We start from the raw sequence: 15,395 nt of genomic DNA, 5'->3' as shown, positions 1-15,395 counted from the left end.
ATTGCAGGCGTTGTTACTACGCCAGTCTGACTGTTCCAGTCTGAGCCTGGTGCTCAGGGCGGATCTTGAACCAGATGGAATACATCGCCGGCAGGAACACCAGCGTCATGATGGTGCCGACGAATGTGCCACCGATCAGGGTGTAGGCCAGCGTCCCCCAGAACACCGAGTGTGTCAGGGGGATAAAGGCCAGGATGGCCGCCATTGCCGTCAGCAGTACCGGCCGTGCACGTTGCACCGTGGCCTCGACAACGGCGTGGAACGGGTCCAGCCCTTCCAGCGTGTTGTGATGGATCTGCCCGATCAGAATCAGCGTATTGCGCATCAGGATCCCCGACAGCGCAATCAGACCGACCAGCGCATTGATGCCAAACGGCTGATTGAAGATCAGCAGCGTCGGCACCACGCCAATCAAGCCTAGCGGTGATGTGAGGAAGACCATGATCATCGCCGCGATCGAACGCACCTGCACGATGATGATCAGCAACGTCATGGCGATCATGATCGGCAGCAAGGGCAAGATCGCCTTGCCCGCCTTGCCGGACTCTTCGATAGCCCCCGCCTGCTCGATCCGGTAACCGGAGGGCAGTGTCTCGATGATCGGCTGCAACTGCTTGAGGATCACGCTCGAAACATCCGGTGGCTGCAAACCTTCGGCAATGTCGCCACGCACAGTGATAGTAGGTGTGCGGTCACGGCGGCGCAGAATCGGGTCCTCCATGCGCACATCGACCTCGCCAATCTGCGATAACGGGATGCGTTGTCCCGACGCGCCGACCAAAGTGAAACCCTTGATCTGCGCCGGGTCGAGCCTGATATTGCCCGCCGCACGCCCGACGACCTGCACAGAACGAATATCCTCGCGCACCGCCGTGATCGGCACTCCGCTCAGCAGAAACTGCAGTTGCTGGGCGACCGCATTGGAGGTCAGCCCCACTGCCTGCAGACGGTCCTGATCGAGACTGAAATGCAAGGTCGGGGTCAGCGGCYCCCAATCAGTGTTCACCGTTCTCATCATCGGGCTGTCTTGCAGCACGCTCCGGACCTGCTCGGCGATATCGCGCAGCTTCACCGGATCAGGGCCCATCACACGGTAGGCAACCGGAAACGGCGAATACGGACCGAACACAATTTGCGTGGCCCTGACACGGGCTTCCGGCGCGAGTCCTTCGGCAACTGCTTCGCGCAGCCGGAATTTGAGGGTTTCGCGTGCTTGCTGACTGTCCGTCAGCACCACGATTTTCGCAAACGAAGGGTCGGGTAATTCTGGCGCCATCGCCAGGAAGAAACGCGGCGCACCCTGGCCGATATAGGCCGTGACGATTTTGGCCTCATCCTGCTTTTGCAACCAGGCTTCGACCTTGGCGGCCGTGGCGCTGGTCTGTTCGATCGAAGTGCCGTAGGGCATTTGCACCTCGATCATCACCTCGGGGCGGTCAGAGGTCGGGAAGAACTGTTTCTTCACCAGCCCCATGCCTGGCACGGCGACGAAAAACAGCGTGACCACCGTGCCTGCTACTAGCCATTTGCGGGCGATCACCGCGGTCAGCAGCCGACGGAAGCGGTTGTAATTCGGCGTGTTATAGATCGCCGCATGGCCACCTTCGACCTTCTTGATGTCCGGCAACAACTTCACGCCCAGATACGGGGTGAACGCCACCGCGACGACCCAGGAAGCGATCAATGCGATGCCGACGATCCAGAACATGTTGCTGGTGTATTCGCCGGCAGTGGACTGGGCAAAACCGTTGGGCAAAAAGCCGATTGCCGTCACCAGCGTACCGGACAGCATCGGCGCCGCCGTATGGCTCCAAGCATAGGCAGACGCCTTGATGCGGTCGTAGCCCTCCTCCATTTTCACCACCATCATTTCAATGGCGATGATCGCGTCATCGACCAACAGCCCGAGCGCAAGGATCAATGAGCCGAGGGTGATGCGATCGAAATTCTTGCCAGTGGCGGCCATCACCACGAACACGATCGCCAGAGTCAACGGCACAGCCGCGGCGACCACCACCCCTACCCGCCAGCCCATACTCAGAAAACAAACGAGCATGACCACCAGCAGCGCGACAAAAAACTTGACCATGAACTCGCCGACCGCCGAGTCGATATTGACCGCCTGGTCGGTGACTTTGGCGAGTGTCATGCCCAATGGCATTTCCGCATTGATCCGCGCGGTCTCCGCATCCAGCGCCTTGCCCAGATCCAGACCGTTCCAGCCCTCACGCATCACCACGCCCAGCAGCAGCGCGTCTTCACCGTTATTGCGCACAACAAAGGTCGCCGGATCTTCGTAACCGCGTTCAACCGTCGCCACATCAGAGAGCTTGAGTGTGCGCCCCTGCACGAAGACCGGTGTGTCGCGAATTTTCTGCACCTTGTCGAAGGCACCGTCGAGGCGCAGAAAAACCTGCGGCCCATTGGTTTCGATGGAGCCGGCGGGCGTCAGCACGTTCTGACTGTTCAGCGCGGCGAAGATGTCCTGCGGCGACAAGCCGAGGGTCGCCAGCCGGTCATGGGAAAACGAAACGTAGATGCGCTCGGCTTGCTCACCGATGATGTTGACCTTCTTCACCCCCGGCACGTGCAGCAGACGCTGGCGCATGGCTTCCGCATCACGCACCAGCAAGCGCTGTGGCTCGCCTTTGGCTTTCAAGGCGAACAGCGCAAAGGTCACATCGGAAAATTCATCGTTGACCATCGGCCCGATCACGCCGGCCGGCAACTTGATGGCTTCATCGTCGAGCTTCTTGCGTGCTTGGTAGAACTCTTCCTGCACTTGCGACGGTGGCGTGCTATCGAGCAACGACACCATCGTGAACGCCAGTCCAGGACGAGTGTAGGTTTCCGAGCGGTCATACCACTTGAGTTCTTGCAGGCGCTTTTCAAGGGGTTCGGCGACCTGATCCTGCATCTCTTGCGCCGTCGAACCGGGCCACGCGGTAATCACGGTCAACTGCTTGACCGTGAACGGTGGATCCTCCGCACGTCCCAGTTGAAAGAACGACAACGTCCCTGCAACGGCAATCAGAAAAATCAGAAACACCGTGATCGCCCGCTCGCGCACGGCAATGGCCGAAAGGTTGAAACGCCACTGGCTCATGGACGACTCCCGGCAACGCTGGCTTCGCTCTGCTGCGGCAATCGTACTTCTTCGCCATCGCGCAGCAGATGGGCGCCCAACGCTACAACCTGCTCACCGGCAGTGAGGTCGCCAGCGATGCGCGCCGAATCATCGCTCAACCCCAGCACCTGAACCGCTCGCCAGGTCACCTTTGCCGGCGTTCCGGCGATCAGCCACACACCGGGTCCTTTGCCTGGGTCGTAAACGGCAGCGATGGGGACTTGTAGCGCTTGAGTCTGGGTGGCGCCCTCGGCAATGCTGAGGGTCACTGTCGCACCGATTGGCGCATTGGCCAGCGGCCCTTCGAGCACATACCTCGCTTCGAATGTGCGTGTTGTTCGGTCTGCCGAGTCCGAAAGCAGCCGCAGTTTTGCCGTGACAGCCGCTGAATTCATGCCGTAGAGGCTGGCTTGCGCGGTGGAGCCGACAACCGGGCGCAGGGTTTCGGGCAGATGCACGATGGCTTCGCGTTGCCCTGCGCGGGCCAATCGCACCACCGGTTGTCCCGGGCTGACGACTTGTCCAGGTTCAGCGAGTGTTTCCACCACCACGCCGTCCGCATCAGCGACCAGCAGCGCATAACCCGAAGCATTGCGGGCCACGTCGGCCTGCGCTTGCGCGGCGTTGAGCTGCGCCTTTGCCGTCTCCGCGGCGGCTCTGAACTGATCGTAGGCTGATGCCGATATGGCGCCAACGCCGACCAGTTTGCGATAGCGAGCCTCATCGTCGGCTGTCTGTTTGGCGCTGGCGCGAGCAGCTATGACCGCCGCCTGCTGCGCCCGCGCTTGCAGCCCGAGGTCGACCGGGTCGAGACGCATCAGCGGCTGCCCTCGCTTAACGGCCTGCCCTGTATCAACCAGGCGTTCCAGCACTTTGCCCGATACGCGAAAACCCAGGTCGCCCTGAACGCGCGCCGCGACCACTCCGGTGAAAGAGCGAGCGACATCAGGTGACGCCTGAACAGCAGCGGATCTGACCAGCGGCGCCTGTGTGCGAGGATCCGCAACGCTGGAAGACTCGCCACAGGCACTCAGGGCAAGAGGCAACAAGCATGCGGCAATGGGGAAAAGTCGGAGCCGGCGCATAGGTTCCCTTACTGAGGAATAGGATGATCATCATATTCTCAGCCTTGTGACCAATATCGTCAATGGTCACGCCTCAGGAAACGACTGCATCCTGACCAGCAGCAATATAGGACTGTCCATCGAATGGATGGCCCGACTCGCTATTGTTATGGTTACCTGGCATCTAGACTTGTATATAGCCATACCATTCATATGACCAATTCCGATAATGGTCACCTCTAGCTAAATGTATAGCTCGCCCGCCACTCATGTGCAGGGAACAGGAAATTTAATAGGAGGATGCCGCGTTGACTCGAATCGCCTGAAAACTTTGCTCAGCGATGGGTCAAGGCATGAGGCTGCGCAGGATGAGGTTGGTGGTCAGTGTGGGCGCTTGTTCGATCAGATCCAGATTGTGTTGCAACAGCAGCGGGTTGACGAAAGGTCGCAGCGCCAGATTGATCGCCTCGACGGTCTCGTCCAGCGGGGTCTTGCGCTCGAACTCCCCCGCTTCTCGACCTTGACGCAAGATGGCGAGGATAAAGCCCTTGATCTGCGCTTCGTACACCTGGGCGCTGTTCCAGCGCTCCGAAGCGGAAAACGCCGCGATGTCGTAGAGCTTGCGATCGTTGAAGAACAGATCCACACCCGTGGCGATCACGGTTTTGACCAGCCTGCGCAAACGCTCGGTGGCTGAAAGCGCTTCTGCGTTAACCGCTTGTTCGACGGCTGCAGCGATTTGGCCCAGGCAGTTGCCACAAATGGCCTCGCCAATCGCCTGCTTGGAATCAAAGAATTTATAGATGTACGCCTTGGAAAAACCGATGGCCTTGGCCAGGTCGGAAACCGTGGTTTTACCGTAGCCATATTGGCTGAAATGCTCGTTGGCCGCGGCGACAATCTGGTCACGAATGTCGTGTTCGGCGGGGCCACGAGTGCTCGGCGAGGAGGCAGATAGGGATGGCTGATTCATGGGGGCAGCTTACTCACCCTATGAATGACTGACAACTCGCCGAGCATTGTTGAACGTGTTACACCACGGCGACTTCAACCGTTCTGGAACGCCACGCAAATCCCAACACCATCAGCAGCCCCAGGCCCGCCATCGCCGCGCCGGCCAGGGAGATCGCCGGGTAACCCAGYCCGCTGCTGATCACCGCGCCGCCCAGCGCCGCGCCAATCGCATTGCCGAAGTTGAAGGCGCCGATGTTCACCGCCGAGGCCAGATTGGGCGCGTCCTTGGCTGCTTCCATTACACGCATCTGTAGCGGTGGCACCAGAGCGAAGCTGGCGATACCCCAGATCAGGATGGCCACGGCGGCTGGCAGCGGCCAGCGCATCAGTACGGTGAACGCCAACAAGACCAGAATCAGCACGCTCAGCGAGACGATCAGGGTGCGATCGATCGAGCGGTCAGCAGCCTTGCCGCCCCACATGTTGCCCAGCGTCAACCCGACACCGTAAAGCATCAGCATGGCGGTGATGTAAGCAGTGGACGCATGGGTCTCGCTGCTGAGGATCGGTGCGATGTAGGTGAAGACGGTAAACATCGCGCTCGAGCCGACGACGGTCAGGGCCAGCGCGGCGAGCACCGGGCCGCGCCCCAATACCCGAATTTCCGCCATGACACCGACGCTTTGCGGCGCCCGCACGTTGGGCAAAGCGAACCACAACGCAGCCATGGTCAGCACGCCCAGGCCRGTAATACCCCAGAAAGCCGTGCGCCAACCGAACAGTTCGCCAAACCAGGCGGCAAGCGGCACGCCGCCGATGGTCGCCAGGGTCAGGCCCATGAACATCGCCGCAACCGCCCCGGCACGTTTTTCCGGGGCGACCAGGGTGGCGGCGACGACGGAGCCGACGCCAAAAAATGCACCGTGGTTCAGTGAGGTGACCACCCTGGCGACCATGAGGCTGTAGTAATCGGTGGCCAGGGCCGACATCAGATTACCCAGGGTGAAAATCGCCATAAGCCCGATCAGCAGATAGCGTCGGGGAATCTTGCCGGTGGTCAGGGTCATCAGCGGTGCGCCGAGCAATACGCCCAGCGCATAAGCACTGACCAGCAAACCGGCAGCGGGAATGGAAACGCCCAGATCCGCAGCGATACCCGGCAACATGCCCATGGGGGCGAATTCTGTGACGCCGATGCCGAAGGCACCGATGGCGAGTGCAACAAGTGGTGGATTGATACGCATGGAAAGCTCCTTATCTATGCCGCCAATGCTACGATCCCGTCTTTTCAGGCGGTAGATAGCATTTTTGGCAATCACCTTTGCGTAGGAGGCACAAGTGGATTTCAACGGCAGATCAGGTGAAATGAGCGTATTCACCACCGTTGCGCAGGAAGGCAGCCTGTCGGCCGCCGCGCGTGCACTGGGCCTGACACCCTCGGCAGTCAGTCGGATCATCGCGCGCACCGAGCAACGGCTTGGCACCCGCCTGCTGTTGCGCACCACCCGAGCGATCACCTTCACCGCCGAGGGCGAAGCGTTCCTGCGCGGCGCCCGACGAATCCTCGCCGACATGGATGAAGTCGAAGAAGCCATCGCCGATCAAGGCGTACCCAAGGGGCGATTGCGGGTCAGTGCCGCCCTTGGCCATGGACGGCTGGCCATCGTTCCCTTGGTCGCAGCCTTCAGCGCCCGTTACCCGAACATCGTCGTCGACCTCAACCTCGGCGACGAAGTGGTCGACATTCTTGGCGGGCAAGCCGACGTCGCGGTGCGCTTCGGCCATCTGCCCGACAGCCCGCTGACCGCACGCAGGATCGGCACCACCGGCCAGGTCGTGGTGGCATCGCCGGAGTATCTGCAACGCCACGGCATCCCGCAGGAACCGGAAGACCTGCTCCAACACAACTGCCTGCGCTTCAATTTCAAGCGTGCCGAACCCAACTGGCCGTTTATCCGCGATGGCAAAGCGTTTTCCCTGAAGGTCAGCGGCAACATCGAATGCAGCAGTGGTGAAGCGCTGGCGCAATTCGCGCGAATGGGCGCCGGCATTGCCCGTATCGGGGAGTTCAGCGTGAGTGAGGATCTGCAACGCGGCGAACTGATTGCGCTGCTGGAAGCGTGGAACCCGGGGGACCAGGAACCGATTCATGCGGTGTTCGTCGGCGGCGCGGCGATGCCGGCGCGGGTGCGGTTGTTCGTGGACTTTTTGGTGGAACATCATCGGATGTCAGCCGAGACGTAGGCTGATATTTGCGGATATTCGTGATGTTGAATTCAACACATGTCGGCCTGGAGAGCGTGGATTAACTTAAATACCCTATCGCTCCCAGAGACTCAATCAAACGCACCAATGCCGGCTTGTCGGCTGGTTTTTCGCCGATGCAACACATATCCGGGTCGCTGAGAGAGCACCAAACCGACACCGGATCGCCTACCTTCAGTCCGTATGAGGCTTTACGCAGAGTTGCAGTTGACCAAGCGTCAATGGTTTCGTTGAGAGACTTGTGAAACCGCTTCCCATTGGCGCTATAACTGAAGCTCATGAACTGCGCTCCAATCCACGTCCCCTCACTCCCTACAAACGTTACGTAGCCTTGTACCACTTGCCCCACAGGTACATCGCCAGCGCTCATCAATTATCTCCTGAGAATGTGCCCGACATGCCGGGACAACGCGAACATCCATGTTCCGCTGCCAACATTGACCTGAACTGAGCAATGCTCTCTGAAGATAGCCCGGCACCTTCAAACACTGCGCAGGTGAAGCTGACGGGGGCGGTGCCTGGAGCAGTACAGCCAATCCACCCTGCGAACGAAACTGCCCCATAGCAGGAGCAAAAAACCTGACGTCGATCCCGTAAAACGGGGAAAGCATATTCTCAGTCCGCAAAACCGGGTTTCAGTATCAAACCCACGCGAGCCATCAGCCAGGATCCTCCATGAATGCCCGTAACATATGACGACAACAAACAGACATCAAGGGCCGCTTCGGGCCGTTTTCAGTCGCCCAGTGAACGCTAAATTGCCATTCCCCCTCCAGTGCCCCAGACAGGAACCTGACCCAGTCATTTCAACGGGGCAGAGCTGATCAACGCCTTCGGCTCCAAATACGCGCTCATCCCCCACCTGCCCATTTCGCGCCCAAGGCCTGAATGCTTGAATCCACCGAAGGGCGCACGTGGTTCGTGGGCCAGGGTGTTGATGAGCACGCGCCCCGCATCGATCTGACGAGCGACGTTCATACAACGTTCCGAGCTTTTTCCCAGCACCAGGGCGCTCAGCCCATAGTCCGTATCGTTGGCAATGCTGATTGCATCGGCATCATCCTCGTAGGGAATGATTGTCAGCACGGGGCCGAAGATTTCCTCACGCGCGATGCGCATCCGGTTGTTGGCATCAGTGAAGATCGTGGGCTTCACGAACCATCCGGCATGCAAGCCTTGCGGGCGACCTTCGCCACCCGCCAGCAACCTCGCGCCTTCTTCCTGGCCGGTACGGATGTAGCGCTGCACCCGTTCCCATTGTTTCTGGCTCACCATCGGACCGATGTCGGTGTCAGTGTTACGTGGATCGCCCGATCGGATCTGTGAGACGCCCTCCTTCGCAATGCGCTCGAACTCTGCCAGCCGGCGGCGCGGCACGAGGATGCGAGTGCCTGCGATGCAAGCCTGGCCGCTGTTGAGAAATCCGGCTTGCAGCACCATCGGCATGACGGCCTGGAAATCCGCATCGTCAAGTACGACGGTGGGCGACTTGCCGCCGAGTTCAAGCGTCACGCGCTTCATGGTGTCAGCACCGGTTTTTACCAGGTGTCGCCCGATAGCGGACGAGCCCGTGAACGAGATCTTGGCGACATCGGGATGTCGCGCGATTTCCTCACCGACCACATCGCCTCGCCCGTTGACGATGTTGAATACACCCGGTGGCAGCCCCGCTTCGTGCAACGCCCTGACCACGACCTGCGTCTGCAATGCGCTCATCTCGCTAGGCTTGATGACGGCGGTGCAGCCTGCTGCCAGCGCGGTGGCCAGCTTGTTGCAGATGAAGCCTGCATTGCTGTTCCAGGGCGTGATCAGACCGGTCACGCCCACCGGCGTCAGAATGACCCTGGCCATGCCGACCTGTTCCTCGAAATCGAATGCCTCCAGTGCATCGATTGCCTGCGCGATCACCTCGGCCGGATAAGTCGCCATCCAGCGCCCGCGAACCGCAGGTGCGCCGTACTCCACGAGGATGGCTTCCAGCAGCTCCTCCTCCCTTGCCGCCATGGCCCGGTGCATGCGGTGCAGTGCCGCAATGCGTTCCTCCCGGCTGGTACGGGCCCACGCCGGGAACGCAACCTTGGCGGCTGCGATCGCACGCTGTGCGTCCAGTGCGTCGCCCAGCCGAACCTGGCCGATGACTTCCTCGGTACTCGGGTTATGAAGATCAAACCATTCCTGACCGTGTGGAAGGACGAACTCGCCGTTGATGTAGATATGTTCAATGCGTTGCATGGCGACTCCTCGCTCAAAAACGGCTCGCCTGAATCGAGCCTCTGTGAAGGAGTCTAAGAAGGGTTCATTATTCCGATAAGCCATCCTTTGGCTGATGAAGCATCCTTATATTCAGGACAATCCATGCACAGAACAGCAATGACCGAGCTGGAAGTGGTACTGGCCGTGGCGCGCCGCAGCAGTTTTCGCGGCGCAGCACAGGAGTTGGGCATGTCCACCACCGCCGTGAGCAGCGCGGTGGCCGGCCTGGAAGCTCGCCTGAAAGTGCGCCTGTTCAATCGCTCCACGCGCAGCGTTGCCCTCACCGACATCGGCCAACGCTATGTGGCACGCATCGCACCTGCGTTGGCACAGATCAAAAGTGCCGGCGAGGAAGCCAGCGCCGGCCCCGATGAACCCAGCGGCACATTGCGCATCAATGCACCGCATGGCGCGGCCTACCTGCTGTTGGATCCGCTATTGAAGCAGTACGCTCAGCGCTATCCCGATGTGCGCATCGACATCGTCAGCGAATCAAGCATGGTCGACATCATCGCCGGTGGCTTCGACGCCGGGATTCGTCTGGCAGAGTCTGTGCCGCAAGACATGATTGCCGTGGCACTCTCAGGTGACATCCGCATGCTTGTGGTGGCCACGCCCGAGTACCTCGAACGCCAAGGCGTGCCCGAGCATCCGCGAGATCTGCTCACCCACCGGAGCATCGGCATGCGCATGGCCCATGGTGGCCTCTACCAGTGGGAATTGGAGTGCGATGGCCAAAAACTGCAGATGGATCTGCCGGTGTGCTTCGCGTCCAACGAGTTGCTGGCCATCAAACAGGCCGTAGTGTCGGGCCTCGGCATTGGGTTCATTTCCGAGTGGTTCATCCAGGAAGAACTGGCGAGCGGCGCCCTGGTGCCGGTGTTGCTGCCGTGGTGCCCGTCGTTTGGCGGGTTGAGGCTCTACTACTCGGGCCATCGCTTCGTGCCGGCGCGATTGCGCGCACTGATTGAACTGGCGCAGGAGTTACGGCCCACTGTGGTTTGATCTGGGCTGAGTTGGAAATAGTTGACCTTTACCGGCAGCCACTAATGTTTAGCTTTAACAGTTGCACTTTAAACTTATTGAGGTGCGACAATCTCACATCCCCGTAGAGAACTCAGGTGGATGTTTGATTGCAGTTCGTATCGTACGCAAGGCGTCATTGTATTGGCAAAGAACATGCAAAACCCAATCGGCACGTGCGCGGATGCGCATATCATTTTCATCTGAAGGGCACTCACTGTTAAACATTGATTCAACGTTTCTTATAATCAGTTGCTCAGGCAAATACAGGATCCGGCTATTTTTATAGCTTGAAGCACGTAATTCGGTAATTGGGTAGGCTCCCCCAAGTCCAGCCGAAACGCCAACTAGAAGCGCGGGCTTATGTCCTAGTTCGCTGAACCCTGCGTACAAAAAGAAGTTCTTCAGGGCCGGGCAAGCCATGCCATTCCACTCTGGGCTAATCACGATCAATGCTGTTGCTTTTTTGAGGGTGGATTGCTGGGCACTCCAGGCTTTCTGAGTGTCTTCTTCTGGCCACAGCGGTAGCGGACTCGACGCCAGATCTATCAGTTCGCTTGAGTCACAAAGCTCAAGTGCTTCTAACCGCTCGCGCAGATAATGCGCAACTTTGATTGATTGACTGTTGAATCTATTCGATCCAGACAGCAGAACGATATGGCGACTCATTGTGCGACCTTCTGTTTAGCTTCACTTACCTTGGGTGCCGTGCGATGGGAGCGAACGATTGGCCAGAACAATTCTTCTTTCCAGGTTATCGGTGACAAGTGTTCGATACCGTATGCTGGCGGACGCCTACGGGTAATTTTGGCTGTTCCGAACAACACATCCCATAAAAATAACAGGTTACCGAAATTACCTTTGTAGTGAGTCACGCCATCCTCTGCAGTCAAACCGTGATGCGCAGAATGAGTGGATGGAGTGGAAATGGTTCGCTCAAGAACCCAGATGATCGGCCGTAAAGCGCGAATGCGATAAAGTTTGTCGTCCCACGCAACATTGCTGTGTGCGGCGAAGATCACAGTCATTTTTATAATCAAATAAACATAATAAACGGGTGCGAGCCCCAGATAAATCAACACGCCAGATAGCCAGATGCCCGGCATCAAGAGATAGTAGAAACTATTGTTGCGGTAGACGATGCGAATGCTCATATAGGGCGCGGAATGATGTGCGCGATGCAATGCATAAAGAGCAGGAATACGATGCGTCAGGCGATGCCACCAATATTGGGTCATGTCATCCAGCAGTAGAAACAACGCAAATCCTGCGATCCATGGAATAGAGGTCAGTGCGCCCTTCATTTCCGGGATGGCGTGATTTAATATCAGACCACTTAGCCACATGACTAAAGGAAATGTGACCATCACTAATATACCGGAGCCGACGACTTCAATGAGTACGTCACGTTTACTACCTGACGACTGACGAAGCGAGGAACAGGCAAGTTCCAGTAAAATGAAGGAGAGGAAAATCCCGGCTACTATCACTGCGGGGTTATTGACGAGCATTGTTGTATTCATGGCACTCTCGATTTAGGCCCTTCCGGGCAATGCCCTTTCATTAGAAACCTGCGAGCAAGTCCTCCCAATGCGCGAAATGGACAAAATTGAGCTAGAACCGGCCAACCGCGCCCCCCAACGCTTTCATCGCGGCAGGCTGGGCCAGGTATTGGAGCGCTTCCTTGATAGCCAGGTTGCCCGGAAGAGTACGGATTACAACCTGATCGAACTGGATCAACTGTGGCGCGAAGCGGCACGTATCGATCCGGCGATCGGATTAAAATTGTTCGCGCTATTCACCCCCCAGGACTGGCATGTCTTGGCTTATCTTTGCTTGTACAGTCCAGATATTTTGTCAGCCATGCACCTTTGGGCCCGTTACGCACCTCTTGCCTCGGACACAGACAATGTCAGGTTGGTTAATGACGAAAACGGCGTCGGAGTCGAATTGAACGTTGATGCGCCAGGAGAGTTGGCGCGGTATGTCGTCGAACACTACGGGGTGATGTCCATAGCGCAGTTACGACGAGGTACAGGACACAATGTGCAGCCGATTTTGGCAAAGTTCACTCATTCGCGTCCGTCGTATTACAAGCAATACACCGAATGGTTTGGTGATCGTGTTGAGTTTGATTGCTCGATCAACTGCTTCTATTTTCATGCTCGAAGCTTGAGCCTGCCAATGCAAACCCGTCATCACGGCATGTTGGAATTATTAACGCAGGAGCTGGATCGACGGATCGCCGCGCATCGGAATTTCAGCGGTTGGTCAGCCAAGGTTGCTGAAGGAGCGCGACGATCTCTAGCGAGACGTGAAACTCCCAATCTGGACAATCTGGCGAAGTCACTGCACCAGACGCCAAGGACCTTGCGCAGACGGCTGGAGGAGCAAGGTACAACCTTCAGACAATTGCTCGATCAGATTCGCGCAGAATTGGAAATGCATCTTGAATTGCAGGGAGAGTCATTAACGGAGATTGCAGCTCAACTAGGTTACAGCGATTTGACGGCGTATCTACACGCCCGAAGCCGATGGCGTGACATGAAATAAGGTGGCGGCCAGAATTTTTCGTAACGGCAGTGCGACCTCAAAAATTCGCCTCATCACGCGCGAGTGATTTCTCTCGTGCAGTTTCAACCCTGCGCCAAGCGGGCATCAAACTTCGCATTGTTCACCCCCTCCACCTCTCAACATCGGCGTGATTCAAGCCAGAGATTCCAACTTGTCGTCACAGACGGCAGAGCGCCTGAGTTCCAGGATCGTGCGTTCATGCACTGCTCCCCACTCTCGCATCGCACTCACCAATGGCGCGAGTGAGTCACCTAACGCTGTAAGCGAATACTCCACTTTGGGGGGCACCTCGCGATAGATTTCGCGATGAATCACCCCGTCAGTCTCCAGCTCTCTCAGCTGGAGTGTCAGCATCCTCTGCGTGATATCTGGAATTAGCCGACGCAGCTCGTTGAAGCGCTTCGTGCCTGACATCAGGTGAAAAAGTATGAGCGATTTCCATTTTCCACCAATGACATCGACAGTGAATGCGACGGGACAAGCGAAAGCCTCGATTTCATCCTGAGGGTTACATTTTTTCACTGTTATTACCTTGGTATAAAAAGTGTGCCTACCGCACAAAATTGTGCGTACTTACGTCAATGTGCTGCAAAAGTTAGCATGGATTCCATATTCACCACTATGGAATCGGACAGATGAGTTTGTTGTTATCACCCTATGAAATTAAGGGCCTCACCCTGAAAAACCGGGTCGTCATGTCCCCTATGTGCATGCACATGGCGGCGGATGATGGCTTCGTGACTGACTGGCACCGCGTTCATTACGGAGCTCGTGCCCTGGGTCAGGCAGCACTGATTTTTCCCGAAACGCTGGCCATTCAGGCTGACGGTCGTATTGGAGCCGGTGACCTTGGCATCTGGAGCGATGAGCACGTTGTCGGCTTGAAGGCGCTAACAGAATTGCTTCACGGCTTTGGTGCAAAGGCCGGCGCTCAGATCGGCCATGCGGGGCGCAACGCTGACCTGCCCGGTCTGATTCACATCGCGCCATCGGCGATTCCATTTACGCAAACCAGCCCCGTTCCTCGCGAACTCGCGGCTGATGAGATTCCGTCTTTGGTAAAGCTTTACGGCGATGCCGCACGTCGCGCCAGCGAAGCTGGCTTCGATGTGCTTGAGATCCATGCCGCGCACGGCTACTTGTTAAGTGAGTTTCTCTCGCCGTTGGCTAACACCCGCGACGACGAATATGGCGGTGATGCCAAGCGTCGCTATCGCTTCTTGCAAGAGGTGCTGGAAGAGGTCAAAACGCATTGGGGAGATCGCCCTCTGTTCGTGCGCATCTCCAGCTCTGATTACGCCGAAGGCGGAAACACGCCCGAGTCGTTCCTCGAATATGGTCGCTGGATGAAAGCTCAGGGCGTTGACTTGATCGACTGCAGTTCCGGCGGGGTCAAGATGGTCAAGGTCGAGACCTACCCGGGTTACCAGGTGCCGGCCGCTGAATTACTGCGTAAGGAATTGCATATTGCGACAGGCGCTGTGGGGGTTATCCAGAGTGGGCGTCAGGCTGAAGAAATCTTGCAGAACGGCCGAGCTGATCTGGTGTTTGTCGGGCGGCAAATGCTCCGAGACCCATTCTGGGTTCGCACCGCTGCAGATGATCTTAAGGAAATCATCGAGATTCCTACCGCCTACACACGTTATGGATCTGTCTGGCTTGATACGAAAGCCTGATGCCTTTGTTGCACTAATCCTATGAAGCAGGAGCAAGCACATGAGCAAACCGACTTACGTTGAAGAATACCAAGCCATCACCGAGGTGCTTAACCAGTACATTGAGGGCTGCAAGCAGGCCAAAAGCAGCATCATGAAGCCGGCTTTCAGTGAGCAAGCGACCATGTTCAGCGTCGATGGCGACGGTAAGCTGGCGGGCGGCGCAATTTCAATCCTGTTCAACGGGATCGACAAGGGTTTCCGCCCTTCTCCTGACGCACCAGCAGCTATCGTCCGCGTCGAAGTCGTCGGTACGGCGGCTAGTGCTCGCATCGACGCCAACGACATGTCAGGCATCTCTTTCACCGACTTTTTTCATCTGCTGAAAGTTGATGGCAAGTGGACTGTGATCAGCAAGATTTTTCAAACGCATGGAGCAGCTTGATGACTAGTGCCGTCCGGCGGTTTAGTGTTCGACTC

The 15,395-nt window shown here is 57.6% G+C and carries 14 protein-coding genes and 1 pseudogene; 5 read left to right on the top strand and 10 right to left on the bottom strand.

Annotated features, from left to right (window positions below; translation table 11 throughout):
* Positions 1-16: 16 nt before the first annotated feature.
* From AC1DVF_RS05135 to AC1DVF_RS05120, 4 genes are all read right to left on the bottom strand, one after another.
* Positions 17-3,106: an efflux RND transporter permease subunit gene (locus AC1DVF_RS05135; protein WP_477782155.1), complete on the bottom strand. Its 3,090-nt coding sequence runs from the start codon at positions 3,104-3,106 to the stop codon at positions 17-19.
* Positions 3,103-4,212 (bottom strand): efflux RND transporter periplasmic adaptor subunit, encoded by a 1,110-nt coding sequence (locus AC1DVF_RS05130; protein ID WP_477782154.1) that lies wholly within the window; start codon positions 4,210-4,212, stop codon positions 3,103-3,105. Before AC1DVF_RS05130 ends, AC1DVF_RS05135 begins: the two co-directional genes overlap by 4 nt.
* A 325-nt stretch (positions 4,213-4,537) precedes the next feature.
* The gene (locus tag AC1DVF_RS05125; protein WP_477782153.1) at positions 4,538-5,164 is read right to left on the bottom strand and encodes a TetR/AcrR family transcriptional regulator; all 627 of its coding nucleotides are present in this window, start codon (positions 5,162-5,164) and stop codon (positions 4,538-4,540) included.
* Between the two features lie 58 nt (positions 5,165-5,222).
* Positions 5,223-6,389: an MFS transporter gene (locus AC1DVF_RS05120; protein WP_460090941.1), complete on the bottom strand. Its 1,167-nt coding sequence runs from the start codon at positions 6,387-6,389 to the stop codon at positions 5,223-5,225.
* A 94-nt stretch (positions 6,390-6,483) separates the two neighbouring features.
* Here AC1DVF_RS05120 and AC1DVF_RS05115 point away from each other — a divergent pair, with 94 nt between their 5' ends.
* The gene (locus AC1DVF_RS05115; RefSeq protein ID WP_477782152.1) at positions 6,484-7,389 is read left to right on the top strand and encodes a LysR family transcriptional regulator; all 906 of its coding nucleotides are present in this window, start codon (positions 6,484-6,486) and stop codon (positions 7,387-7,389) included.
* 61 nt (positions 7,390-7,450) lie between these two features.
* Here the strand turns inward: AC1DVF_RS05115 and AC1DVF_RS05110 are convergent, their stop codons facing one another.
* From AC1DVF_RS05110 to AC1DVF_RS05100, 3 genes and pseudogenes are all read right to left on the bottom strand, one after another.
* Positions 7,451-7,780, bottom strand: a complete 330-nt coding sequence (locus AC1DVF_RS05110) for a hypothetical protein (RefSeq protein WP_320336761.1) — start codon at positions 7,778-7,780, stop codon at positions 7,451-7,453.
* Positions 7,780-8,070 (bottom strand): annotated as a pseudogene (locus AC1DVF_RS05105) (hypothetical protein). Before AC1DVF_RS05105 ends, AC1DVF_RS05110 begins: the two are co-directional and overlap by 1 nt.
* A gap of 141 nt (positions 8,071-8,211) precedes the next feature.
* Positions 8,212-9,642: an aldehyde dehydrogenase family protein gene (locus tag AC1DVF_RS05100; protein WP_477782151.1), complete on the bottom strand. Its 1,431-nt coding sequence runs from the start codon at positions 9,640-9,642 to the stop codon at positions 8,212-8,214.
* A 123-nt stretch (positions 9,643-9,765) separates the two neighbouring features.
* Between AC1DVF_RS05100 and AC1DVF_RS05095 the strand changes: the two genes are divergently transcribed.
* Entirely contained in the window at positions 9,766-10,668 is a 903-nt protein-coding gene (locus AC1DVF_RS05095) for a LysR family transcriptional regulator (protein WP_175559576.1), read from the top strand.
* A 93-nt stretch (positions 10,669-10,761) separates the two neighbouring features.
* On the opposite strand, the gene AC1DVF_RS05090 is transcribed toward AC1DVF_RS05095, so the two are convergent.
* The gene (locus tag AC1DVF_RS05090; protein WP_093431523.1) at positions 10,762-11,355 is read right to left on the bottom strand and encodes an NADPH-dependent FMN reductase; all 594 of its coding nucleotides are present in this window, start codon (positions 11,353-11,355) and stop codon (positions 10,762-10,764) included.
* On the bottom strand, positions 11,352-12,209 hold the full coding sequence (locus AC1DVF_RS05085; RefSeq protein ID WP_093431520.1) for a sterol desaturase family protein: 858 nt from the start codon (positions 12,207-12,209) through the stop codon (positions 11,352-11,354). Before AC1DVF_RS05085 ends, AC1DVF_RS05090 begins: the two co-directional genes overlap by 4 nt.
* Before the next feature lie 67 nt (positions 12,210-12,276).
* Between AC1DVF_RS05085 and AC1DVF_RS05080 the strand changes: the two genes are divergently transcribed.
* Positions 12,277-13,239, top strand: coding sequence for an AraC family transcriptional regulator ligand-binding domain-containing protein (locus tag AC1DVF_RS05080; protein WP_320336756.1), 963 nt, complete (start codon positions 12,277-12,279; stop codon positions 13,237-13,239).
* A 153-nt stretch (positions 13,240-13,392) separates the two neighbouring features.
* Here AC1DVF_RS05080 and AC1DVF_RS05075 read toward each other — a convergent pair whose 3' ends face one another.
* Positions 13,393-13,782, bottom strand: a complete 390-nt coding sequence (locus AC1DVF_RS05075) for a winged helix-turn-helix transcriptional regulator (RefSeq protein WP_093431515.1) — start codon at positions 13,780-13,782, stop codon at positions 13,393-13,395.
* Between the two features lie 113 nt (positions 13,783-13,895).
* Here AC1DVF_RS05075 and namA point away from each other — a divergent pair, with 113 nt between their 5' ends.
* Complete coding sequence (namA, locus tag AC1DVF_RS05070) at positions 13,896-14,936, top strand: NADPH dehydrogenase NamA (RefSeq protein WP_257355143.1); 1,041 nt, start codon at positions 13,896-13,898, stop codon at positions 14,934-14,936.
* Between the two features lie 40 nt (positions 14,937-14,976).
* Entirely contained in the window at positions 14,977-15,360 is a 384-nt protein-coding gene (locus AC1DVF_RS05065; RefSeq protein WP_093431509.1) for a nuclear transport factor 2 family protein, read from the top strand.
* The last annotated feature ends 35 nt before the right edge of the window (positions 15,361-15,395 follow it).

It is taken from the genome of Pseudomonas sp. P4_D7, assembly GCF_056401755.1.
The sequence above is the reverse complement of the archived record's forward strand: the minus strand, read 5'-3'. Positions and strand labels throughout refer to the sequence as shown.